The sequence below is a fragment of the Massilia soli genome, assembly GCF_016809835.1.
GTDB classification, from domain to species: Bacteria; Pseudomonadota; Gammaproteobacteria; order Burkholderiales; family Burkholderiaceae_D; genus Telluria_A; species Telluria_A soli.
On sequence record NZ_JAFBIL020000007.1, the window covers coordinates 164,869 to 181,998 of the forward strand.

At 64.9% G+C, this 17,130-nt stretch carries 16 protein-coding genes; 14 read left to right on the plus strand and 2 right to left on the minus strand.

Annotation, left to right across the window (positions count from 1 at the left end; genetic code table 11):
* The first annotated feature begins 51 nt into the window (after window positions 1–51).
* The 13 genes from I4X03_RS18040 to I4X03_RS18100 all read left to right on the plus strand — a co-directional run bounded on the left by I4X03_RS18040 (window position 52) and on the right by I4X03_RS18100 (window position 13,038).
* Window positions 52–1,017, plus strand: coding sequence for a LysR family transcriptional regulator (locus I4X03_RS18040; RefSeq protein WP_223469637.1), 966 nt, complete (start codon window positions 52–54; stop codon window positions 1,015–1,017).
* Between the two features lie 299 nt (window positions 1,018–1,316).
* On the plus strand, window positions 1,317–2,504 hold the full coding sequence (locus I4X03_RS18045) for an FAD-dependent monooxygenase (protein WP_223469638.1): 1,188 nt from the start codon (window positions 1,317–1,319) through the stop codon (window positions 2,502–2,504).
* 25 nt (window positions 2,505–2,529) lie between these two features.
* Window positions 2,530–3,054: a VOC family protein gene (locus I4X03_RS18050; protein ID WP_223469639.1), complete on the plus strand. Its 525-nt coding sequence runs from the start codon at window positions 2,530–2,532 to the stop codon at window positions 3,052–3,054.
* 5 nt (window positions 3,055–3,059) lie between these two features.
* Complete coding sequence (gene fahA, locus I4X03_RS18055; RefSeq protein WP_223469640.1) at window positions 3,060–4,376, plus strand: fumarylacetoacetase; 1,317 nt, start codon at window positions 3,060–3,062, stop codon at window positions 4,374–4,376.
* 24 nt (window positions 4,377–4,400) lie between these two features.
* Window positions 4,401–5,159, plus strand: coding sequence for an alpha/beta fold hydrolase (locus I4X03_RS18060; protein ID WP_223469641.1), 759 nt, complete (start codon window positions 4,401–4,403; stop codon window positions 5,157–5,159).
* 22 nt (window positions 5,160–5,181) lie between these two features.
* Window positions 5,182–5,985 (plus strand): FAD binding domain-containing protein, encoded by an 804-nt coding sequence (locus I4X03_RS18065; protein ID WP_223469642.1) that lies wholly within the window; start codon window positions 5,182–5,184, stop codon window positions 5,983–5,985.
* A gap of 30 nt (window positions 5,986–6,015) precedes the next feature.
* Window positions 6,016–6,480 (plus strand): SRPBCC family protein, encoded by a 465-nt coding sequence (locus I4X03_RS18070; RefSeq protein WP_223469643.1) that lies wholly within the window; start codon window positions 6,016–6,018, stop codon window positions 6,478–6,480.
* 4 nt (window positions 6,481–6,484) lie between these two features.
* Window positions 6,485–6,976 carry a (2Fe-2S)-binding protein gene (locus I4X03_RS18075; protein ID WP_223469644.1) on the plus strand — a complete coding sequence of 164 codons (492 nt, stop codon included), beginning with the start codon at window positions 6,485–6,487 and terminating at the stop codon, window positions 6,974–6,976.
* Window positions 6,973–9,288, plus strand: a complete 2,316-nt coding sequence (locus tag I4X03_RS18080) for a xanthine dehydrogenase family protein molybdopterin-binding subunit (protein ID WP_223469645.1) — start codon at window positions 6,973–6,975, stop codon at window positions 9,286–9,288. The genes I4X03_RS18075 and I4X03_RS18080 overlap by 4 nt, the downstream gene beginning before the upstream one ends.
* The gene (locus I4X03_RS18085; RefSeq protein WP_223469646.1) at window positions 9,278–10,003 is read left to right on the plus strand and encodes an enoyl-CoA hydratase/isomerase family protein; all 726 of its coding nucleotides are present in this window, start codon (window positions 9,278–9,280) and stop codon (window positions 10,001–10,003) included. Before I4X03_RS18080 ends, I4X03_RS18085 begins: the two co-directional genes overlap by 11 nt.
* A gap of 43 nt (window positions 10,004–10,046) precedes the next feature.
* Entirely contained in the window at window positions 10,047–11,027 is a 981-nt protein-coding gene (locus I4X03_RS18090; protein WP_223469647.1) for a Bug family tripartite tricarboxylate transporter substrate binding protein, read from the plus strand.
* Between the two features lie 36 nt (window positions 11,028–11,063).
* Complete coding sequence (locus I4X03_RS18095; RefSeq protein ID WP_223469648.1) at window positions 11,064–11,525, plus strand: tripartite tricarboxylate transporter TctB family protein; 462 nt, start codon at window positions 11,064–11,066, stop codon at window positions 11,523–11,525.
* Between the two features lie 10 nt (window positions 11,526–11,535).
* Window positions 11,536–13,038: a tripartite tricarboxylate transporter permease gene (locus I4X03_RS18100; RefSeq protein WP_223469649.1), complete on the plus strand. Its 1,503-nt coding sequence runs from the start codon at window positions 11,536–11,538 to the stop codon at window positions 13,036–13,038.
* A 48-nt stretch (window positions 13,039–13,086) separates the two neighbouring features.
* Here I4X03_RS18100 and I4X03_RS18105 read toward each other — a convergent pair whose 3' ends face one another.
* Window positions 13,087–14,793: a DUF8614 domain-containing protein gene (locus I4X03_RS18105; RefSeq protein WP_223469650.1), complete on the minus strand. Its 1,707-nt coding sequence runs from the start codon at window positions 14,791–14,793 to the stop codon at window positions 13,087–13,089.
* A 157-nt stretch (window positions 14,794–14,950) separates the two neighbouring features.
* On the opposite strand from I4X03_RS18105, the gene I4X03_RS18110 reads away from it, so the two are divergent.
* A complete protein-coding gene (locus I4X03_RS18110; protein ID WP_223469651.1) occupies window positions 14,951–15,136 on the plus strand; it encodes a hypothetical protein in 186 nt (61 codons plus the stop codon).
* 174 nt (window positions 15,137–15,310) lie between these two features.
* Here the strand turns inward: I4X03_RS18110 and lpdA are convergent, their stop codons facing one another.
* Window positions 15,311–17,125 carry a dihydrolipoyl dehydrogenase gene (gene lpdA / locus I4X03_RS18115; RefSeq protein ID WP_223469652.1) on the minus strand — a complete coding sequence of 605 codons (1,815 nt, stop codon included), beginning with the start codon at window positions 17,123–17,125 and terminating at the stop codon, window positions 15,311–15,313.
* Window positions 17,126–17,130 lie beyond the last annotated feature (5 nt).

The following is a 17,130-nucleotide window of genomic DNA, read 5'->3' on the forward strand; positions in this document are numbered from 1 at the left end:
GCACCATCACGCCATTTCCGCAGGTAGCGCGAAGTCCTTTAAAATGTCTTGATGAATCTCTCTCTCAGACAACTTAAGGTCTTCCTCGGTGTCGCCGAGAGTTCCAGTTTTACCAAGACGGCGCAGCGGCTGCACCTGAGCCAGGCCGCGCTGTCGGCCATTATCCGGGAACTCGAAACCCAGTTGCAGTGCCGCCTGCTCGACCGCACCACCCGCACGGTCAACCTGACCGAGGCCGGCCGCGTGTTCGTGCCGACCGCCGCCCACATCGTCCAGGTGCTCGAAAACAGCGCGGTAGAGGTGGCCCGCATGGGGCGCGAAGAGCGGCGCGTGCTGCGCGTCGGCGTCACGCCGCACATCGCGGTCAGCATGATGCCGACCGTCCTCGGCAGGTTCCTCGAAGCCCATCCGGGTGTACGGGTCGAGCTGACCGACCTGCCGCCGGGCGAGCTGCTGCGGCGGGTCGAATCGGGCAGCCTGGACGTCGCGTTCGGCGCCTTCTTCGACAAAACCTCCGGCATCGACCGCGTGCTGGTGTTCCCGACCCACCTGGTGATGGTCTCGCCGCTCGACCAGGCGTTCGCCTGGGCCAGGCCCGAGAACGGCGCCGTGACCTGGAAGTCCCTGCAGGACGCGCCGCTGATCTGCTTCCCGTCCGACAATCCGATCCAGCGCATCGTCGACGCCAACCTCGCCTCCGAATATGTTTCTGCAAGCAGCCGCATGGTGGTCAACCACCTCGAGACGGCGATTGCGATGGCCGAGGCGGGCTTCGGCCTGGCGATCCTGCCGTCGGTATCGTACGCCACCTGCCAGCGCTACCGGGTACGGTTCGACTCGATCCATCCGATGATCGAGTTATCGTTCGATTGCATCACCCAGAGCGGGCGCGGCAACATGGAAACGCTGCAGCAACTGTCGGCCGTCTTCGCCGAAGTGGCGATGACATTCGCCAACAAGTCACGCGGCGCGAAACCCGCCCCACGCAAGAAAAAAGCCGACGTTCCGGGCGCCTGACGCGCGCCGGCCAACCCGCTGAAACACCCCTCCCGGCGCCGCTCCCCGGCGCCCTCGGGAGGACTGTCGCGCGCCGCCCCCGCGCACGCGCGCATGCCGTGCCGCCGGTGCGCGATTGTTCGCATTCTCCTATCAATCGATAGAATCTTTTTGCTTCTTAGAAGCCGTTCGCCTCTATATATTACGTTCATCCCGTCCCCCCGCAGAGCCGGGCTGGCGATCAGGAATTGCCGTTCAGGAACCAGTTCGCTGCCGCACACAACATTCAACCTGGAACGCTCGTAAGCGTGGAATAGATGATGAAAATAACGATCATTGGCGCCGGTATCGGCGGGCTGACAGCAGGGATCGCCCTGCTCAGGAAGGGCTTCGACGTCACGATCCTCGAGCAAGCCTCGGAGCTGAAGGAAATCGGCGCCGGTGTGCAGCTGAGCGCCAACGCCACCGGCGTGCTGTACCGCCTGGGGCTGGGGCCGGCGCTCGAAGCGATCGCCTCCGAGCCGATCGGCAAGCGCGTGCGCCTGTGGAATACCGGCCAGATCTGGCCGCTGTTCGACCTCGGCGCCAACTCGCGGCTGGCCTACGGCTATCCCTACTTCACCTTGCACCGCGCCGACCTGCATGCGGCGCTGGCAAACGAAGTGATGCGCCTGAAACCCGATGCGATCAAGCTCGGCGTGCGCGTCACCGGCAACGTACAGCACGCCGGCGGCGTCACCATCAGCGCCGCCAACGGCGCCGTGTACGAGTCCGCGATCGCGATCCGCGCCGACGGCGTCCATTCGGGCACCCGCGAATCGCAGTTCGGCCCGGACGCGCCGCGCTACTCCGGCGTCATGGCATGGCGTGGCGTGATCAAGGCGTCCGACCTGCCGGAGCGCCTGCGTGCGCCTTACGGCACCAACTGGGTCGGTCCCGGCGCCCACGTGATCCAGTACCCGCTGCGCAACGGCGAACTGATTAATTTCGTCGGCGCCGTCGAAGGCAACCGCTGGGAAGTCGAATCGTGGTCTGAACGCGGCACCCACGAGGAGTGCCTGGGCGATTTCAAAGGCTGGCACGAGGACGTGCACACCCTCATCAAGGCCATCGACGTGCCATACAAATGGGTGCTGAAAGTGCGCGATCCGATGCCGGTCTGGACCAAGGGAAATGTCACCTTGCTCGGCGACGCCTGCCATCCGACCCTGCCTTTCCTGGCGCAGGGCGCGGGCATGGCGATCGAAGACGGCTACATCCTGGCGCGCGCCCTTGCGATGTACCCGGATTCGCCGGCGACGGCTTTCGCCAGCTACGAAAACGCGCGCCACGAGCGCACCGCGAAAGTGGTGATCGGTTCGGCCGCCAATACCAAGCGTTTCCACAATCCGGCCCTGGCCGACGCACAGGGCGCGGCCGAGTACGTGGAACGCGAATGGAACGAAGAGCGGGTGCGCGAACGCTACGAGTGGCTGTTCAATTATGACGTCGATGCCGTCGCGCTCTGATTACGCCATGAACCAAGGAGACCACATGCCAGCCATTCCCCAGGTGCTCGGGCTGCACCACTTCGCATGGCGCTGCCGCGATGCCGAACAGACCCGCGCATTCTACGAAGACTTGCTGGGCATGCGCCTGGTGCATGTGATCCAGGCCGACAACGTGCCCAGCACCGGCGAATACTGCCCGTATGTCCATATCTTCTTCGAGATGGCAGACGGTTCGAACATCGCTTTCTTCGACCTTGGCGACGACCAGTGCGCCGACCCCTCGCCCAACACGCCGCCATGGGTCAACCACATCGCGCTGCGCCTCGCGTCGCTCGATCAGCTGGCCGCGATGAAGCAGCGCCTCGAAGCTGCCGGCGTGGCGGTGGTGGGCGTGACCGACCATCACTTCGTCAAGTCGATCTACTTCTTCGACCCGAACGGTTTCCGGCTCGAGTTTACGGTTCCTGTAGGAACCAAAGAACAGCACGAGGCCTATAATGCAAGCGCACACACCCGGCTCGCCGAATGGACCAGCGACAAGTCCGCGCGGCGTATGCACAAGGACTGATGGCGATGAAACAATGCAACGCGACACATGACCCGGCGCGCCGTTCCTGGGTCGAATCGGCCAACTTGCCAGGCGCCGACTTCCCGATCCAAAACCTGCCGTTCGGCGTATTTACCGAAGGCGGCAAGCGCCGCGCCGGCGTGGCGATCGGCGACCGTGTCGTCGATCTCGACGCGGCGCTGGCGGCCGGGCTGCTCGATGGCGACGCCGCCGTGGCGGTCGAAGCGACGGCGGGCGGCACCCTGAACCGCCTGATGGCGCTCGAACCGCGTTACGCCAGCGCCCTGCGCGCGCAGCTGTCCGACCTGCTGCGCACCGACGGCCCGCAACTGGCCGCTGCACGCGCCGCCGAGCAGCGCATCCTGCTCGATATCGGCCAGCTGGAGATGCAGCTGCCGTGCGATATCGGCGACTTTTCCGACTTCCTGACGTCGCTCCACCACACCGAACGCCATGGCCGCTTCAAGGGCCTGGCCGATCCGCTTCCGGCCGCATTCAAGTCGCTGCCGATCGCCTACCATGGCCGCGCGTCGTCAATCCGCGTCAGCGGCGCCGAGGTGATTCGTCCGCACGGCCAGTACAAGGATGCGCAGGGCCAGGTCGTGTTCGGGCCGGCGCCCATGCTCGACTTCGAACTTGAACTGGGCGCCTTCGTCGGCCGCGGCAATGCGCTCGGCACGCCGATCCCGATCGACCAGGCGCGCGAGCATATCTTCGGTTACTGCCTGCTCAACGACTGGTCGGCGAAAAGCATCCAGTGGTGGGAACAGGTCCTCGGCCCGTTCCTCGGCAAGAGCTTCCACACCTCGATCGCTCCTTGGATCGTCACCGAGGAAGCGCTGCTGCCGTTCCGCCTGCCCGCGCCAGCGCGCGCACCCGGCGACCCGGCCTTGCTGGCGCACCTCGACGGCCCCAGCGACCAGGCCGAAGGCGGCATCGCCATCGAACTCGACGCGCAGTTATCGACAGCGAAGCAGCGCAGCGCCGGCCAGCAGCCGACGCTGATCACCCGTACCCACCTGCAGAACCTGTACTGGACCTTCGGCCAGATGCTGACCCACCACGCCAGCAACGGCTGCAACCTGCGCCCGGGAGACCTGATCGGCAGCGGTACGATTTCCGGCGAGAGCGACCTCGCGCGCGCCTGCATCACCGAACTGACCAACGCCTCGCGCGACCCGCTGCAGCTCGGTAACGGCGAACTGCGCACCGCCCTTGAAGATGGCGACGAAATGATTTTCCGCGCCCGCGCGGCGCACGGCGGCGCGGTGCCGATCGGCTTTGGCGAATGCCGCGGCCGGATCCGCGCCGCACGGCACTGATAAAAAAAGACAAGGGAGACTCGCATGTTGAACGGTTACGCACAATTGGGGAACGGCCCGCACAAGGTCATGGTCATGGCCGGCTGGTTCGGCGTCGCCGACGACTGGCGCACCACGCTTGAAGCGCTGGACGGCGAAGCATTCACCTTCGTGCTGTTCGATTACCGCGGCTACGGCCTGTCGAAGCAGCTCGACGGCGAGTACACGTTCGAAGAAGTCGCTGGCGACGTTGTGCGCCTGGCCGACCACCTGGGCTGGAAGCGCTTTTCCCTGATCGGCCATTCGATGGGCGGCGCGGCGATCCAGCGCGTGATGCTGGCGGCGCCGCACCGCATCGACCGCATGGTGGCGGTGACGGCGGTGCCGGCGTGCAGTTCGCGCATGGACGCCGCCCGCCTGGAGATGTTCGAAAGCGCGGTCGGCGATCGCGCCAGGCGCGAATTCATCATCAATTTCTCGACCGGAAGCCGGTTGCCGAAAACATGGATTGCGCAGAAGGCCGAGCGCTCGGTGGCCAGCTCCACCAGCGCCGCCTTCGGCGGCTACCTGAAGCAATGGGCCACCGTCGACTTCTCGCCGCTGGTACAAAATAATCCGACCCGCGTGAAGGTCATCGTCGGCGAGTTCGACCCGACCCTGACTGCCGAGGTGATGCTCGCAACCTGGCTGGCGTGGTACCCGAATGCGGAGCTGGAAACGATGGCCAACAGCGGCCACTACCCGATGCACGAAACCCCGCTGGCACTGGCAGCGGCAATCCAGGATTTCTTACAGCGGCCGTGATGGCGCGCGCCGTGGAGACAAAGTGTACGCATTAACTTATTTTCGCCCCGCCTCGCTCGACGAAGCGATCGCATTCCTTGAAGCGAATCCCGAGGCCAAGCCCTTGTCCGGCGGGATGACGCTGGTGCCGACGCTCAAGCAGCGCCTCGCCGCGCCGTCGCACCTGGTCGACCTGACCCGCCTGCCGGAACTGCAGGGAATCACCTATGACGCCAGCGTGCTGCGCATCGGCGCCGCCACCCGGCATGCCCAGGTCGCCGGATCCGATGTGGTGCGGCGCGAGATCCCGGCGCTCGCTGCGCTGGCCGGCCTGATCGCCGATCCGCAAGTGCGCAACCGCGGCACCATCGGCGGTTCGGTGGCCAACAACGACCCGGCGGCCGACTACCCGGCCGCCCTGCTCGGGCTGGGCGCGACCGTCGTCACCAGCTCGCGCCGTATCGCCGCCGAGGACTTCATCGTCGGCATGTTCGAGACGGCCTTGCAGGAGAGCGAGTTGGTCACGGCCATCGAGTTCCCGCGCCCCGAGCGCGCCGCCTACCTGAAATACGCCCATGCGGCTTCGGGCTATGCCGTCACCGGCGTGTTCGTGTCGCAGCTTGGCGGCGACGTGCGGGTTGGCGTCACCGGGGCCGGGCCTGCGGCGTTCCGCTGGCACGACGCCGAACAGGCGCTGGCAGAGGACTTCAGCGACGCCGCGCTGGCAGGCTTGTCGATCGATCCGGACCTGATGCTCGACGACGCGACCGCACCGGCCCGCTACCGCGCCAACCTGGTGAAGGTTTTCACACGGCGCGCGCTAGCGGCCGTGCTCAAAGGCGCCTGACGCCATACAGAATACGAACAGGAGACAAACATGGAATTCAAAGGTACCCAATCAATCCTGGCCCCGCGCGACATCGTGTGGCGCTGCCTCAACGACCCGGCGATGCTGCAGGCATGCGTACCCGGCTGCGAATCGTTCACCGCCGTCAGCGAGGACGAGTTCCTCGCAGTCGTGGTGGCCGCAGTGGGCCCGGTCAAGGCCAAATTCAAGGGCAACCTGATCCTGTCCGAACGCATCGAAGGGATCAGCTACAAGATATCCGGCAAGGGCGAAGGCGGCATCGCCGGTTTCGGCAAGATGAACGCTGAAGTCAGCCTGGTCGACATCGAAGGCGGCACCGAACTGACCTACCTGTCGACCGCTGAAGTGGGCGGCAAGCTGGCCCAGATCGGCTCGCGCCTGGTGTCGTCGGTGGCCAACAAGCTGGCCGATGAATTCTTCAAGCGCTTCAATACCAACGTCAGCGCGCTGGCGGACGCCAGCGCCGAAGGGTGAATTTATGGTACGCGTTGAATTCCAGGTAAACGGGAAACCGGTTGGCAGCGAGGTCGAGGACCGCACGCTGCTGGTCGAATTCCTGCGTCAGAAATGCGGCCTGACCGGCACCCATGTCGGCTGCGATACGTCGCAATGCGGCGCCTGCACCGTCAACCTGGACGGCGTCGCGGTCAAGTCGTGCACGGTGCTGGCAGCCCAGGCCAGCGGCGGCGCCGTGACCACGGTCGAAGGCCTGTCGAAGGACGGCGTCCTGCACCCGGTGCAGGACGCCTTCATCGCGTGCCACGGCCTGCAATGCGGCTTTTGCACGCCGGGCATGGTGATGGCGATCGACTACTTCCTGCGCGAGCGGCCGGCGTCGCTGTCCGATGAAGCCATTCACACGGCGCTGGAGGGCAATATCTGCCGCTGCACCGGATACGTCAATATCATCGAAGCGGTGCGTCACGCCGCGCACCGGATGTACCCTGACCTCGCGGAGGTGAAGCCATGATCGGCCAGCCGCTGCCGCGCCTCGAAGACCGCCGGCTGGTGTCGGGCAACGGCCAGTACACCGACGACATCAACCTTGACGGCCAGGTGTACGCCGCTTTCCTGCGTTCGCCGCACGCGCATGCCCTGCTCTGCTCGATCAACGTCGACGCCGCGCGCGCCGCGCCGGGCGTGCTGGCGGTGCTGACCGGCCAGGACTATCTCGACGCCGGCTTCCAGGGCATCCATCATGTGCCGAATCCGGCCGACGCCATCGCCCATACCCAGCCGGCCTTCACCACGTCGCTGACCGGCGCCATCTTCAACCAGCTGCACCTGCCGCTGCCGGTCGACAAGGTACGCCATGTGGGCGAACCGGTGGCGATGGTGATTGCGGCCACGGCATTGGAAGCGCGCGACGCGTGCGAACTGATCGAGGTCGACTTCGAGGGACTGGGCGCGGTCGTCGACGCCGACGCCGCAATGCAGGAGGGCGCGCCTGAACTGTGGGAAGGCGCCCCGCACAATATCTGCTTCCAGGTCCAGCTGGGCGACCGCGACGCGGCGCAGCAGCAGTTCGCGCAGGCCGCGCATGTGGTGCGGCGCGAATTTCGCAACAGCCGCATCGTCAACTGCCAGATGGAGCCGCGCGCCGCCATCGGCGTCTACGACGCGGCCGCACAGAGCTATACCCTGATCTCGGGCAGCCAGGGCGCGCACCGCCAGAAGCTGTGCCTGATGGGCGCATTGCGCGCGCCGGCCGACAAGGTCCGGGTGGTGTGTCCCGACGTCGGCGGCGGCTTCGGGCCGCGCAGCATGGTCAACGTCGAACAGCTGGCCGTGGTATGGGGCGCGAAGCACGTCGGCCGCGCTGTGAAATGGACGGGCGACCGCAGCGAAGCATTCCTGTCCGATTACCAGGGCCGCGACCAGATCACCCGCGCGGCCATCGCGTTCGACAAGGAGGGCCGCATTCTCGCGGTCGACAACGAATGGATCGGCAACGTCGGCGCGCACACGGTGTCGTATGTGCCGATGGCAAATGGCACCCGCGTGATGACCACTGTGTACCATGTGCCGGTGGCGGCGGTACACATCTCCGGCGTGATGACCAACACGGTCCCTACCGGGCCGTACCGAGGCGCGGGGCGTCCCGAAGCGCACCACATGATGGAGCGGATGCTCGATGTCGCCGCGCGCGAGATGGGCATCGACCGCATCGAGATCCGGCGCCGCAACCTGGTGAGCCGCGCGATGCTGCCTTACCTCAGCCCGATGGGACTGACCTACGACAGCGGCGATTTCTCCGGCAATATGGAACGCGCGCTGGTCGTCGCCGACTGGGCCGGCTTTGAAGAGCGCCGCGCCGCCTCGCGCGCGGCCGGCAAGCTGCGTGGCATCGGCATGGCCAACTACGTCGAAGCGCCGGTGGGCGCGCCACGCGAGCGTCTGGAGATGAGCATCCTCGCGGAAGGCATCGTCGATATCGTGTCCGGCACGCAGACCCAGGGCCAGGGACATGCGACGACCTTTGCGCAGGTTGTCGTGGCCCAGCTGGGCGTGCCGCTCGACTCGGTGCGCCTGCGTACCGGCGACACCGCCTTCGTCAGCCTTGGTGGCGGCTCGCATTCGGACCGCACCATGCGCCTTGGCGGCACCTTGCTGGTCAAGGCGTCGGCCCAGATCATCGCCGACGGCATGCCGGCCGCGGCCAGCCTGCTCGGCGTGGCGCAAGACGCGCTGCAGTATGCCGATGGCAGCTACCGCGATGCGCAGTCGGGCCGCAGCGCCAGCCTGTTCGACGTGGCCGCGTCCGCGCCGCTCAAGGCGGTGGTCGAGATCGACGCCCGCATTCCCGCCCATCCGACAGGCTGCGCCGTGTGCGAACTTGAAATCGATCCGGAAACGGGCGATGTCGAACTGACCCACTACACCTCGATCGACGACGTCGGCCAGCCGATCAACCCGCTGATCCTCGAAGGGCAGGTCCACGGCGGCCTGGCGCAAGGCATCGGCCAGGCATTCTCGGAGGGCTACCACGTCGACCGCGACAGCGGCCAGGTGATGTCCGGATCGTACATGGATTACGGCGTGCCGCGCGCCGGCGCCGTGCCGCCGCTGTCGCTCGAATTCACCGAAGACCCAACCAGCGGCAACCCGCTGCGCGTCAAGGGCGGCGGCGAGAGCGGCATCACGCCGGCCACCGCCACCATCTTCAACGCCCTGGCCGACGCGCTGCGCGACATCAGTAGCGACGAAATCCCGATGCCGGCCACGCCGGCCGTGATCTGGTCGATCATCCACAACCGCGAAGGAAGTACAGATGGCATCTGAACAGGTGATCATTCGACACGAGGGCGATGTGCTCGACATCGTCCTGAACCGTCCCGCGCAGGCCAACTACCTAAGCCTCGAAATGGGCGACGCGATCATCGCGGCGCTGGCCGGCATCGACGAATCGGTCAAGCTGGTGCGCCTGTCTGCCAGTGGCGACGATTTCTGCGGCGGCCGCGATTCGCCGATTCCGACGCTCGGCCCGAAGCCGTCGGCCGAGACCATCCGCAAGGTCGTCGCGGCGCCGCCTCTGGCGCTGTACGACGCGATCCGCAATACCCCGCCGCCGGTAATCGCCGTGGTGCGCGGACGCGCAACCGGGGCCGGCTGCGCACTGGCCTGCGTGTGCGACATCACCGTTTGCGCGGACACCGCGACGTTTGCGATTCCCGAAATGGAGCGCGACATTCCGCCGACCCTCGTGATGACCGCCCTGATCGGGCGCGTGCCGGTGAAGGTGCTGGCGCACATGGTGTACAGCCGCGAGGCGCTCGACGCGCAGCAGGCGCTGGCCGCCGGCCTGGTGCGCAAAGTGGTCGCCGCGGCCGACCTGGACGCCGAAGCGGGCAAGCTGGTGGCGACAATGCTGGCCAACAGCGCGGTGACGCTGAGAGCCGTCAAGCAATACCTGAACCTTGCCCCTGAAATGTCAGGACAAGCAGCAAGCAGTTTCGCCGCAACCCTTGCGGCGACTGCCCTCTCGGCCCGTTTCTGAACCGGGCCATCAAAATAAAACAGACATACACAGGAGACAAAACATGAAACGTACCTTCCTGAAGTTCGCATTAGCCGCGCAAGCGGTATCCATGCTGTCGTTCGCCGCGCCGGTTGCCGCGGCCGAGGCCTATCCGTCCAAGCCGATCCGGATGATGCTCGGCTACCCGGCCGGCAGCGGCATCGACAGCGTCGCGCGGCTGGTCGCCGGCCGGATGGAGAAGACGCTGGGCCAGCAAGTGTATATCGACAACAAGCCTGGCGCGCTCAGCAACATCGCGGCGATGGCAGTCGCGACGGCCGAGCCGGACGGCTATACCATCTTGTTTACGCCCAACTCGGCGCCGGTTGCCAACGTCCACCTGTTCAAGAAGCTGCCATTCGACCCGGTCAAGGATTTCACGCCGATCTCGCCGGTTGCCACGCTCGGCTTCGTCGTGCTGGTCAATCCGGCCAAAACCAAGGCCAACAGCCTGGCCGAGCTGACCGCGATGCTCAAGAAGAATCCGGGCAAATATTCTTACGGCACCGGCAACGCGACCGGCCAGGTGGCCGGCGCGCTGTACACCCACCTGGCCGGCGTCGATGCGCTGGACGTGCCGTACAAGGGCGTGCCTCCCGCGATCATCGACCTGATCGGCGGACGCACCGACTTCGTGATGGCCGATGCCTCGCTGGCGATCCCCCAGGTCGCCGGCGGCCGGGTCAAGGCCCTCGCCGTGACGTCGGCCGAGCGGATCCCGGCGCTGCCGGACGTGCCGACCATGACCGAAGCCGGCCTGCCGGACTATGACCTGTGGGGCTGGTTCGGCATCTTCATGCCTGCCAAAGCGCCGGTCGAGATCACCCGCCTGCTGGAAAAGAGCGTCAAGGAAACCATGGCCGACCCGGCCGTCGTCGCGTCGCTGCGCAAGATCGGCGTCACCCCATGGCTGGGTACCTCCGATGACCTGGCCAAGGCGGTCGTCACCGATACCGTGAAGTGGGGAAAGATCATCAAGCGCGCGGGCATCCAGGCCCAGTAAGCCCACCGGCGTTCCGTCACCTGTTAGGAGAGCAACTTGTCGTTATCCATTCGAAGCCCGAAAGACTTTTGGTCGGGGATCATGTTTCTTTGTTTTGGCCTTGCCGGCGTGTACATCGCGCGCGAGTATGCGATGGGCAGCGCGGGCAGGATGGGGCCGGCCTTCTTCCCGACGATGCTCGGATGGATGCTGGCGGCGATCGGATTTGCGACCGCCGTGCGGGCGATGATCGGACACGGCCAGGCGCTGGAGAAGGTCGCCTTCAAGGAACTCTTCCTCGTGCTCGGGTCAGTATTGCTGTTCGCCTTTTTGCTTCGGGGCGGCGGCCTTGCCGTCGCCATCCCGGTGCTGATCATGGTCAGCGCATACGCCAGTCATAAATTCACCTGGAAAGAGTCGGCGCTGCTGGCGTTCGGCAGCGCCGCCGTCAGCATCATGTTGTTCGTGAAGGCTCTTGGTTTGCCGCTGCCAGTTCTTGGCACGTGGTTCGGCGTTTAAGGGAAAAATAATGGAAGTCTTCAGCAACCTGGCGATCGGTTTCGACATCGCCTTCACGATCCACAACCTGCTGTATTGCCTGCTCGGCGTGTTCGTCGGCACCGCGGTCGGCGTGCTGCCGGGCCTCGGCCCCGCAGCCACCATCGCGATGCTGCTGCCGCTGACCTTCGGCCTGCCGCCCGAGTCCTCGCTCATCATGCTGGCCGGTATCTATTACGGCGCCCAGTACGGCGGGTCAACCACCGCCATCCTGATCAACCTGCCTGGCGAAGCGTCGTCGGTCGTGACGGCGATCGATGGCAACAAGATGGCGCGCGCGGGCCATGCCGGCCGCGCGCTGGCGATCGCTGCCATCGCCTCGTTTTTTGCCGGCACCGTGTCTACCTTCCTGATCGCCTGGTTTGCGCCGCCGCTGGCCGAAGTCGCATTGGAGTTCGGTCCCGCGGAATACTTTTCGCTGATGACGCTTGGCCTGGTTGCCTCGGTGGTGCTGGCGCGCGGCTCGATGCTCAAGGCGTTCGGCATGATGGTGACGGGGCTGATGCTGGGACTGGTCGGCACGGACATCAACTCGGGCGCCACCCGCTACACGTTTGAGATGCCGGAGCTGGCCGACGGCATCAATTTCGTGGTTGTCGCGATGGGCATGTTCGGCATTGGCGAGATCATCCGCAACCTCGAAAACGAGGCCACGCGCGACCTGACGATCAAGAAGGTGACGGGATTGATGCCTACCCTCGACGACCTCAAACGCTCAATCGCGCCGACCTTGCGCGGCACGGCACTTGGTTCGGTGCTCGGCCTGCTGCCGGGCGGCGGCGCGCTGCTGGCCTCGTTCGCATCGTATGCCATCGAGAAGAAGGTGTCGAAGAACTCGGCCCAGTTCGGCCACGGGGCGATTGAAGGCGTGGCGGCTCCCGAAGCGGCAAACAATGCCGGCGCCCAGACCTCGTTCATCCCGATGCTGACGCTGGGCATTCCGTCCAACCCGGTCATGGCGCTGATGATCGGCGCGATGATCATCCAGGGCATACAGCCCGGCCCGGCGGTGATGACCGAGCAGCCGGCGCTGTTCTGGGGCCTGATTGCGTCCATGTGGATCGGCAATGCCTTCCTGGTGGTGCTGAACCTGCCGATGATCGGACTTTGGGTGCGCATGATCATGGTGCCGTACCGCATGCTGTACCCGGCCATCCTGCTGTTCTGTTCGATTGGCGTGCTGAGCCTGAACAACAACAACTTCGACGTCTACATGATGGCGCTGTTCGGCCTGTTCGGATATGTGTGTTCCAAGCTCGACTGCGAGCCTGCGCCGCTGCTGCTGGGTTTCATTATCGGACCGATGATGGAAGAGTACCTGCGCCGCGCGATGCTGCTGTCGCGGGCCGACCCAATGGTCTTCGTGGAGAGCCCGCTCAGCGCGACGATGCTGGCGCTGGCCGTGGTTGCGCTGGCGGCGGTGACCCTGCCGGCCCTGAGCCGCAAGCGCGAAGTGGCGTTCGCCGGCGACTGAGCGCCGCGCGCCTGGCTGTGGGGACGGGCCTTGGCCCGTCCCTTTTTTTTACTTGCCCGCGAGGGCCTGCGCCGTACTGAAGACAGGCCGGATGTCGTTCGGCACCTTCTTCATCTTGTTTAGCGCCTTGCGGACATCCGGGCGGATCACCACGTAGCGGGTCATCATCGCCTTCGCGCGCGCATAGTCGCCGGTCGCTTCGATCGTCAGGAACTCGCGATCGAGGTCGGTCACGGCCTGGCGGATCTTCTTGAAGTCGACCGAGAAGGTGCCGTCGCCATGCGAAATGAAGCCGCCCTTGTCGAGCAGGTAGTTCAGCTGGATCGCCATGCCGCGCGCGTGCGAATCGGTCAGGCCGAAGTGCAGCGTGCGGAACGCCGACGCAAGGAAGGTGTTGTGCAGCTTGCGCTCGGCCGCTTCGCCCTGCCCCAGGGTGTCCTTCAGCAGCCCCTTGTCCATCATGTACATCAGCGCCCACAGGCCGGTGACGTCGGCCTTGGCTTCCTCGATGGTCGAATAGGCCTCCTTCAGGTCCTGGCGCGGGGTCGAATCCTTGCCGTCGACTTTGGTCGCATGCGGGCCCAGGCCGTGCATGATTTCATGCGCGAGGATGTGGGTGAAGAAGGAGTCGAAGTCGAGATCCTTCTGCGCTTCCGGGCGCAGCACCAATTTCGCAATCGGTGTCAGGGTCGATTTGAATTTCGCTTCCTGCACGTTCTTCAGCATCACGCGCTTGGAGCCGCGCTTGCTGATGATGCGCTCGTCGTTCGGCAGGTTGTAGGCGGCGGTCTGCACGCCCATGTTGCCGTCGCCCGCGCCGTACACCTGGTTCACCACCACCATCGGCGCCATCGCACCGACCTTCGGGTTGCGGTACTTCCGGTCGATCGGGAGGTTGTCTTCCAGCTCCTGCATGTACTTGCCGAAGAAGTCCAGCTTGCGCGTCTCCTTGTCGTCGCGGATGTTCACGTACGCTTCGAACGCCGCCTTGTAGCCGAACAGCTCGTCATTGTAGGTCTCGTAAGGGCCGATCGTGACGTCGACCGGCGAATCGAGGTCCATCCATGCGAAGTCGGACTCAAGGTAATCGTTGGACAGGAAGGCGTCGGCGCGCAGCGTCAGGAATTTTTTGAGCGAGGCGTTATCCGTCGAGGCGGCCGCATCGCGCAGCAGGCTGGCGAGCTTCCCGAGCTCGGGGCGGTATTCGTCCGAATACTTCACCACCTTGAATTTGCCGTCAGGGCCGGTGCGGATGGTCGTGAAGAACCACTGCGCGTCCTGCTTGTCCTGCACCGGCAAGGCGTTCATCCAGGCCTCCAGCGCTTCCTTGGTCGCGCCTGCCGGGTAGAAGTTCGCGCCCGCAGGCTTGTGGGCCGGGATCGTGATGCCCTTGTACTGCGGCGGCATGAAGGACTTGTTCTCGTCCAGGTGCGACCATGGGCCCTTGTTCAGCCAGAAGTAGTCGAGGCGCGCCTTGCCGAGCGGCGTAGTGTCCTTCTTCAGCGCTTCCCACAGCGCTTCGTTGTGAGCCCAGCGCTGGCGCAGCTGCAGCGTGTCGATGATCTTCGCCGCTTCGATCAGCTTGGCGATGGCGGCCTTGTCGCCGGCTGACAGGTGCGAAATATCGGCGCGCATGTCGACTTGTTCGAAGCGCTTGGCCATCGTGGCCAGCTCGGGTGCGGCCGGCGGCGCAGGCGCGGCTACGGCACTGGCGACTGCCGCGGCGAGGATCAGGGGAGCGAGAAACTGTTTCATGGAGTCTTTCGGGAAAAGATCGCGAGACGCCAATTGTAATCGTCAATGTGCGCTATCGCACGGATGAGTTATTGACGTTCTGGCATGCTTACGCCTCCAAGGGACGTTTTTTAAGAATGAATAATAGGCTCGGGTGACCGTGCCACAGGGAGGCAGTATGAGCAAGTCAGCACGTTATGAATGGCGCGATCAGCAAGCATCGTTGACCGATCGCCTCAAGGGTTTCCTGCAAAATCCAGGGAGCGACCAGATGGAAGCGATGGTTCAGGAAATGCGCGCGTATGCAGACGCTGCGCGCTCGGGCAGTATCGATATCCCGACGCGTTCGACGATTTATAACTAAGAACACATGACGGCAGCCTTGGGCTGATTGGCGTCCGGTAGGATGCAAGAATGAAAAAGGGGGCGGACAAATTGTCCGCCCCCTTTTTTGCACGTCGTTCCCGTGAAAACGGGAACCCATGCTGAAGCGCTTCGCACGCTTGGTATGGGTCCCTGCGTTTGCGGGGACGACAGGTTAGCGCTTGCGCGGCGGCGGCAAATCGGTGCACACGCCTTTGTACACTTCCGCCGCCATGCCGATCGACTCACCCAAGGTCGGGTGCGGGTGGATCGTCTTGCCGATATCGACGCCGTCGGCGCCCATCTCGATGGCCAGCGCGATCTCGCCGATCATGTCGCCTGCATGCGTGCCGACGATGCCGCCGCCGACGATGCGATGGGTCTCGGCGTCGAACAGCAGCTTGGTGAAGCCCTCGTCACGGCCGTTCGCCACGGCGCGGCCGCTGGCGTTCCACGGGAAGTGGCCCTTCTCCAGCTTGATGCCCTTGACTTTCGCTTCGTCTTCGGTAATGCCGACCCATGCCACTTCCGGATCGGTGTACGCCACCGATGGAATGACCTTGGCATCGAAGAAGGCCTTCTCGCCATGCGCCGCTTCCGCGGCCACATGCGCTTCGTGCACCGCCTTGTGCGCCAGCATAGGCTGGCCCACCAGGTCGCCGATCGCGAAGATGTGCGGCACGTTGGTGCGCATCTGGCCGTCGACCGGAATGAAGCCGCGGTCGGTGACGGTCACGCCAGCCTTGTCGGCGCTGACCTTGCCGCCGTTCGGGCTGCGGCCAACGGCCACCAGCACCATGTCGTAGATCTTCGGCTCAGGCGCGGTGGCGCCGGCTTCGGCCGCTTCGAACGTGACCTTGATGCCTTCCGGGAGCGCTTCCACGCCGACCGTCTTGGTCTTGGTCATGATGTTGTCGAAGCGCTTCTCGTTGAACTTCTGCCAGACCTTGACCATGTCGCGGTCCGCGCCCTGCATCAGGCCGTCCATCATTTCGACGACGTCGATGCGTGCGCCAAGGGTCGAGTACACGGTCGCCATTTCGAGGCCGATGATGCCGCCGCCGATGACCAGCATGTTCTTCGGCACCTGGCGCAGTTCCAGCGCGCCGGTCGAGTCGACGATGCGCGGATCTTCCGGCACGAACGGCAGGTTCACCACGGCCGAACCGGCAGCGATGATCGCCTTCTGGAACGCGATGACCTTCTTGCTGCCGTCCGACGCGGTGACCTCGATGTGGTTCGGGCTGACAAACTGGCCGACGCCATTCACCACATTAACCTTGCGCGACTTGGCCATGAAGTTCAGGCCGCCGGTCATCTTGGAGACCACGCCGTCCTTGTAGGCGCGCAGTTCGTCGATGTTGATCTGAGGCGCAGCGAACGATACGCCGTGCTTGGCCATGCCCTTGGTCTCGTCGATGACGGCAGCAACGTGCAGCAGCGCCTTGGACGGGATACAGCCCACGTTCAGGCACACGCCGCCCAGGGTTGGGTAGCGCTCGATCAGGACCGTGTTCATGCCCAGGTCGGCCGCGCGGAATGCCGCCGAATAGCCGCCAGGGCCTGCGCCCAGCACCATCATTTCGCATTCGATGTCGACCTTGCCGGTGTAGCTGCCGGCCGGGATCGCGGCCGGTGCAGGTGCAGGCGCCGCTGCCGCAGGAGCAGGAGCAGCTTGCGCAGGCGCCGGAGCGGCAGCCGGTGCTGCGGCAGTCGGTGCTGCGGCGGGTGCCGCGGCAGCCGGCGCGCCGGCCGATTCCTCGAGCGTCAGCATCAGCGAACCTTCGCCGATCTTGTCGCCGACCTTGACCTTGACTTCCTTGATCACGCCAGCGTGGGTCGAAGGAATCTCCATGCTGGCCTTGTCCGATTCGACAGTGACCAGCGACTGGTCCACCTTGATGGTGTCGCCGGCCTTGACCATGACTTCAATGACTTCAACTTCCTTGAAGTCGCCGATATTTGGAACTTTAACGTCGATAGTGCTCATTCGCC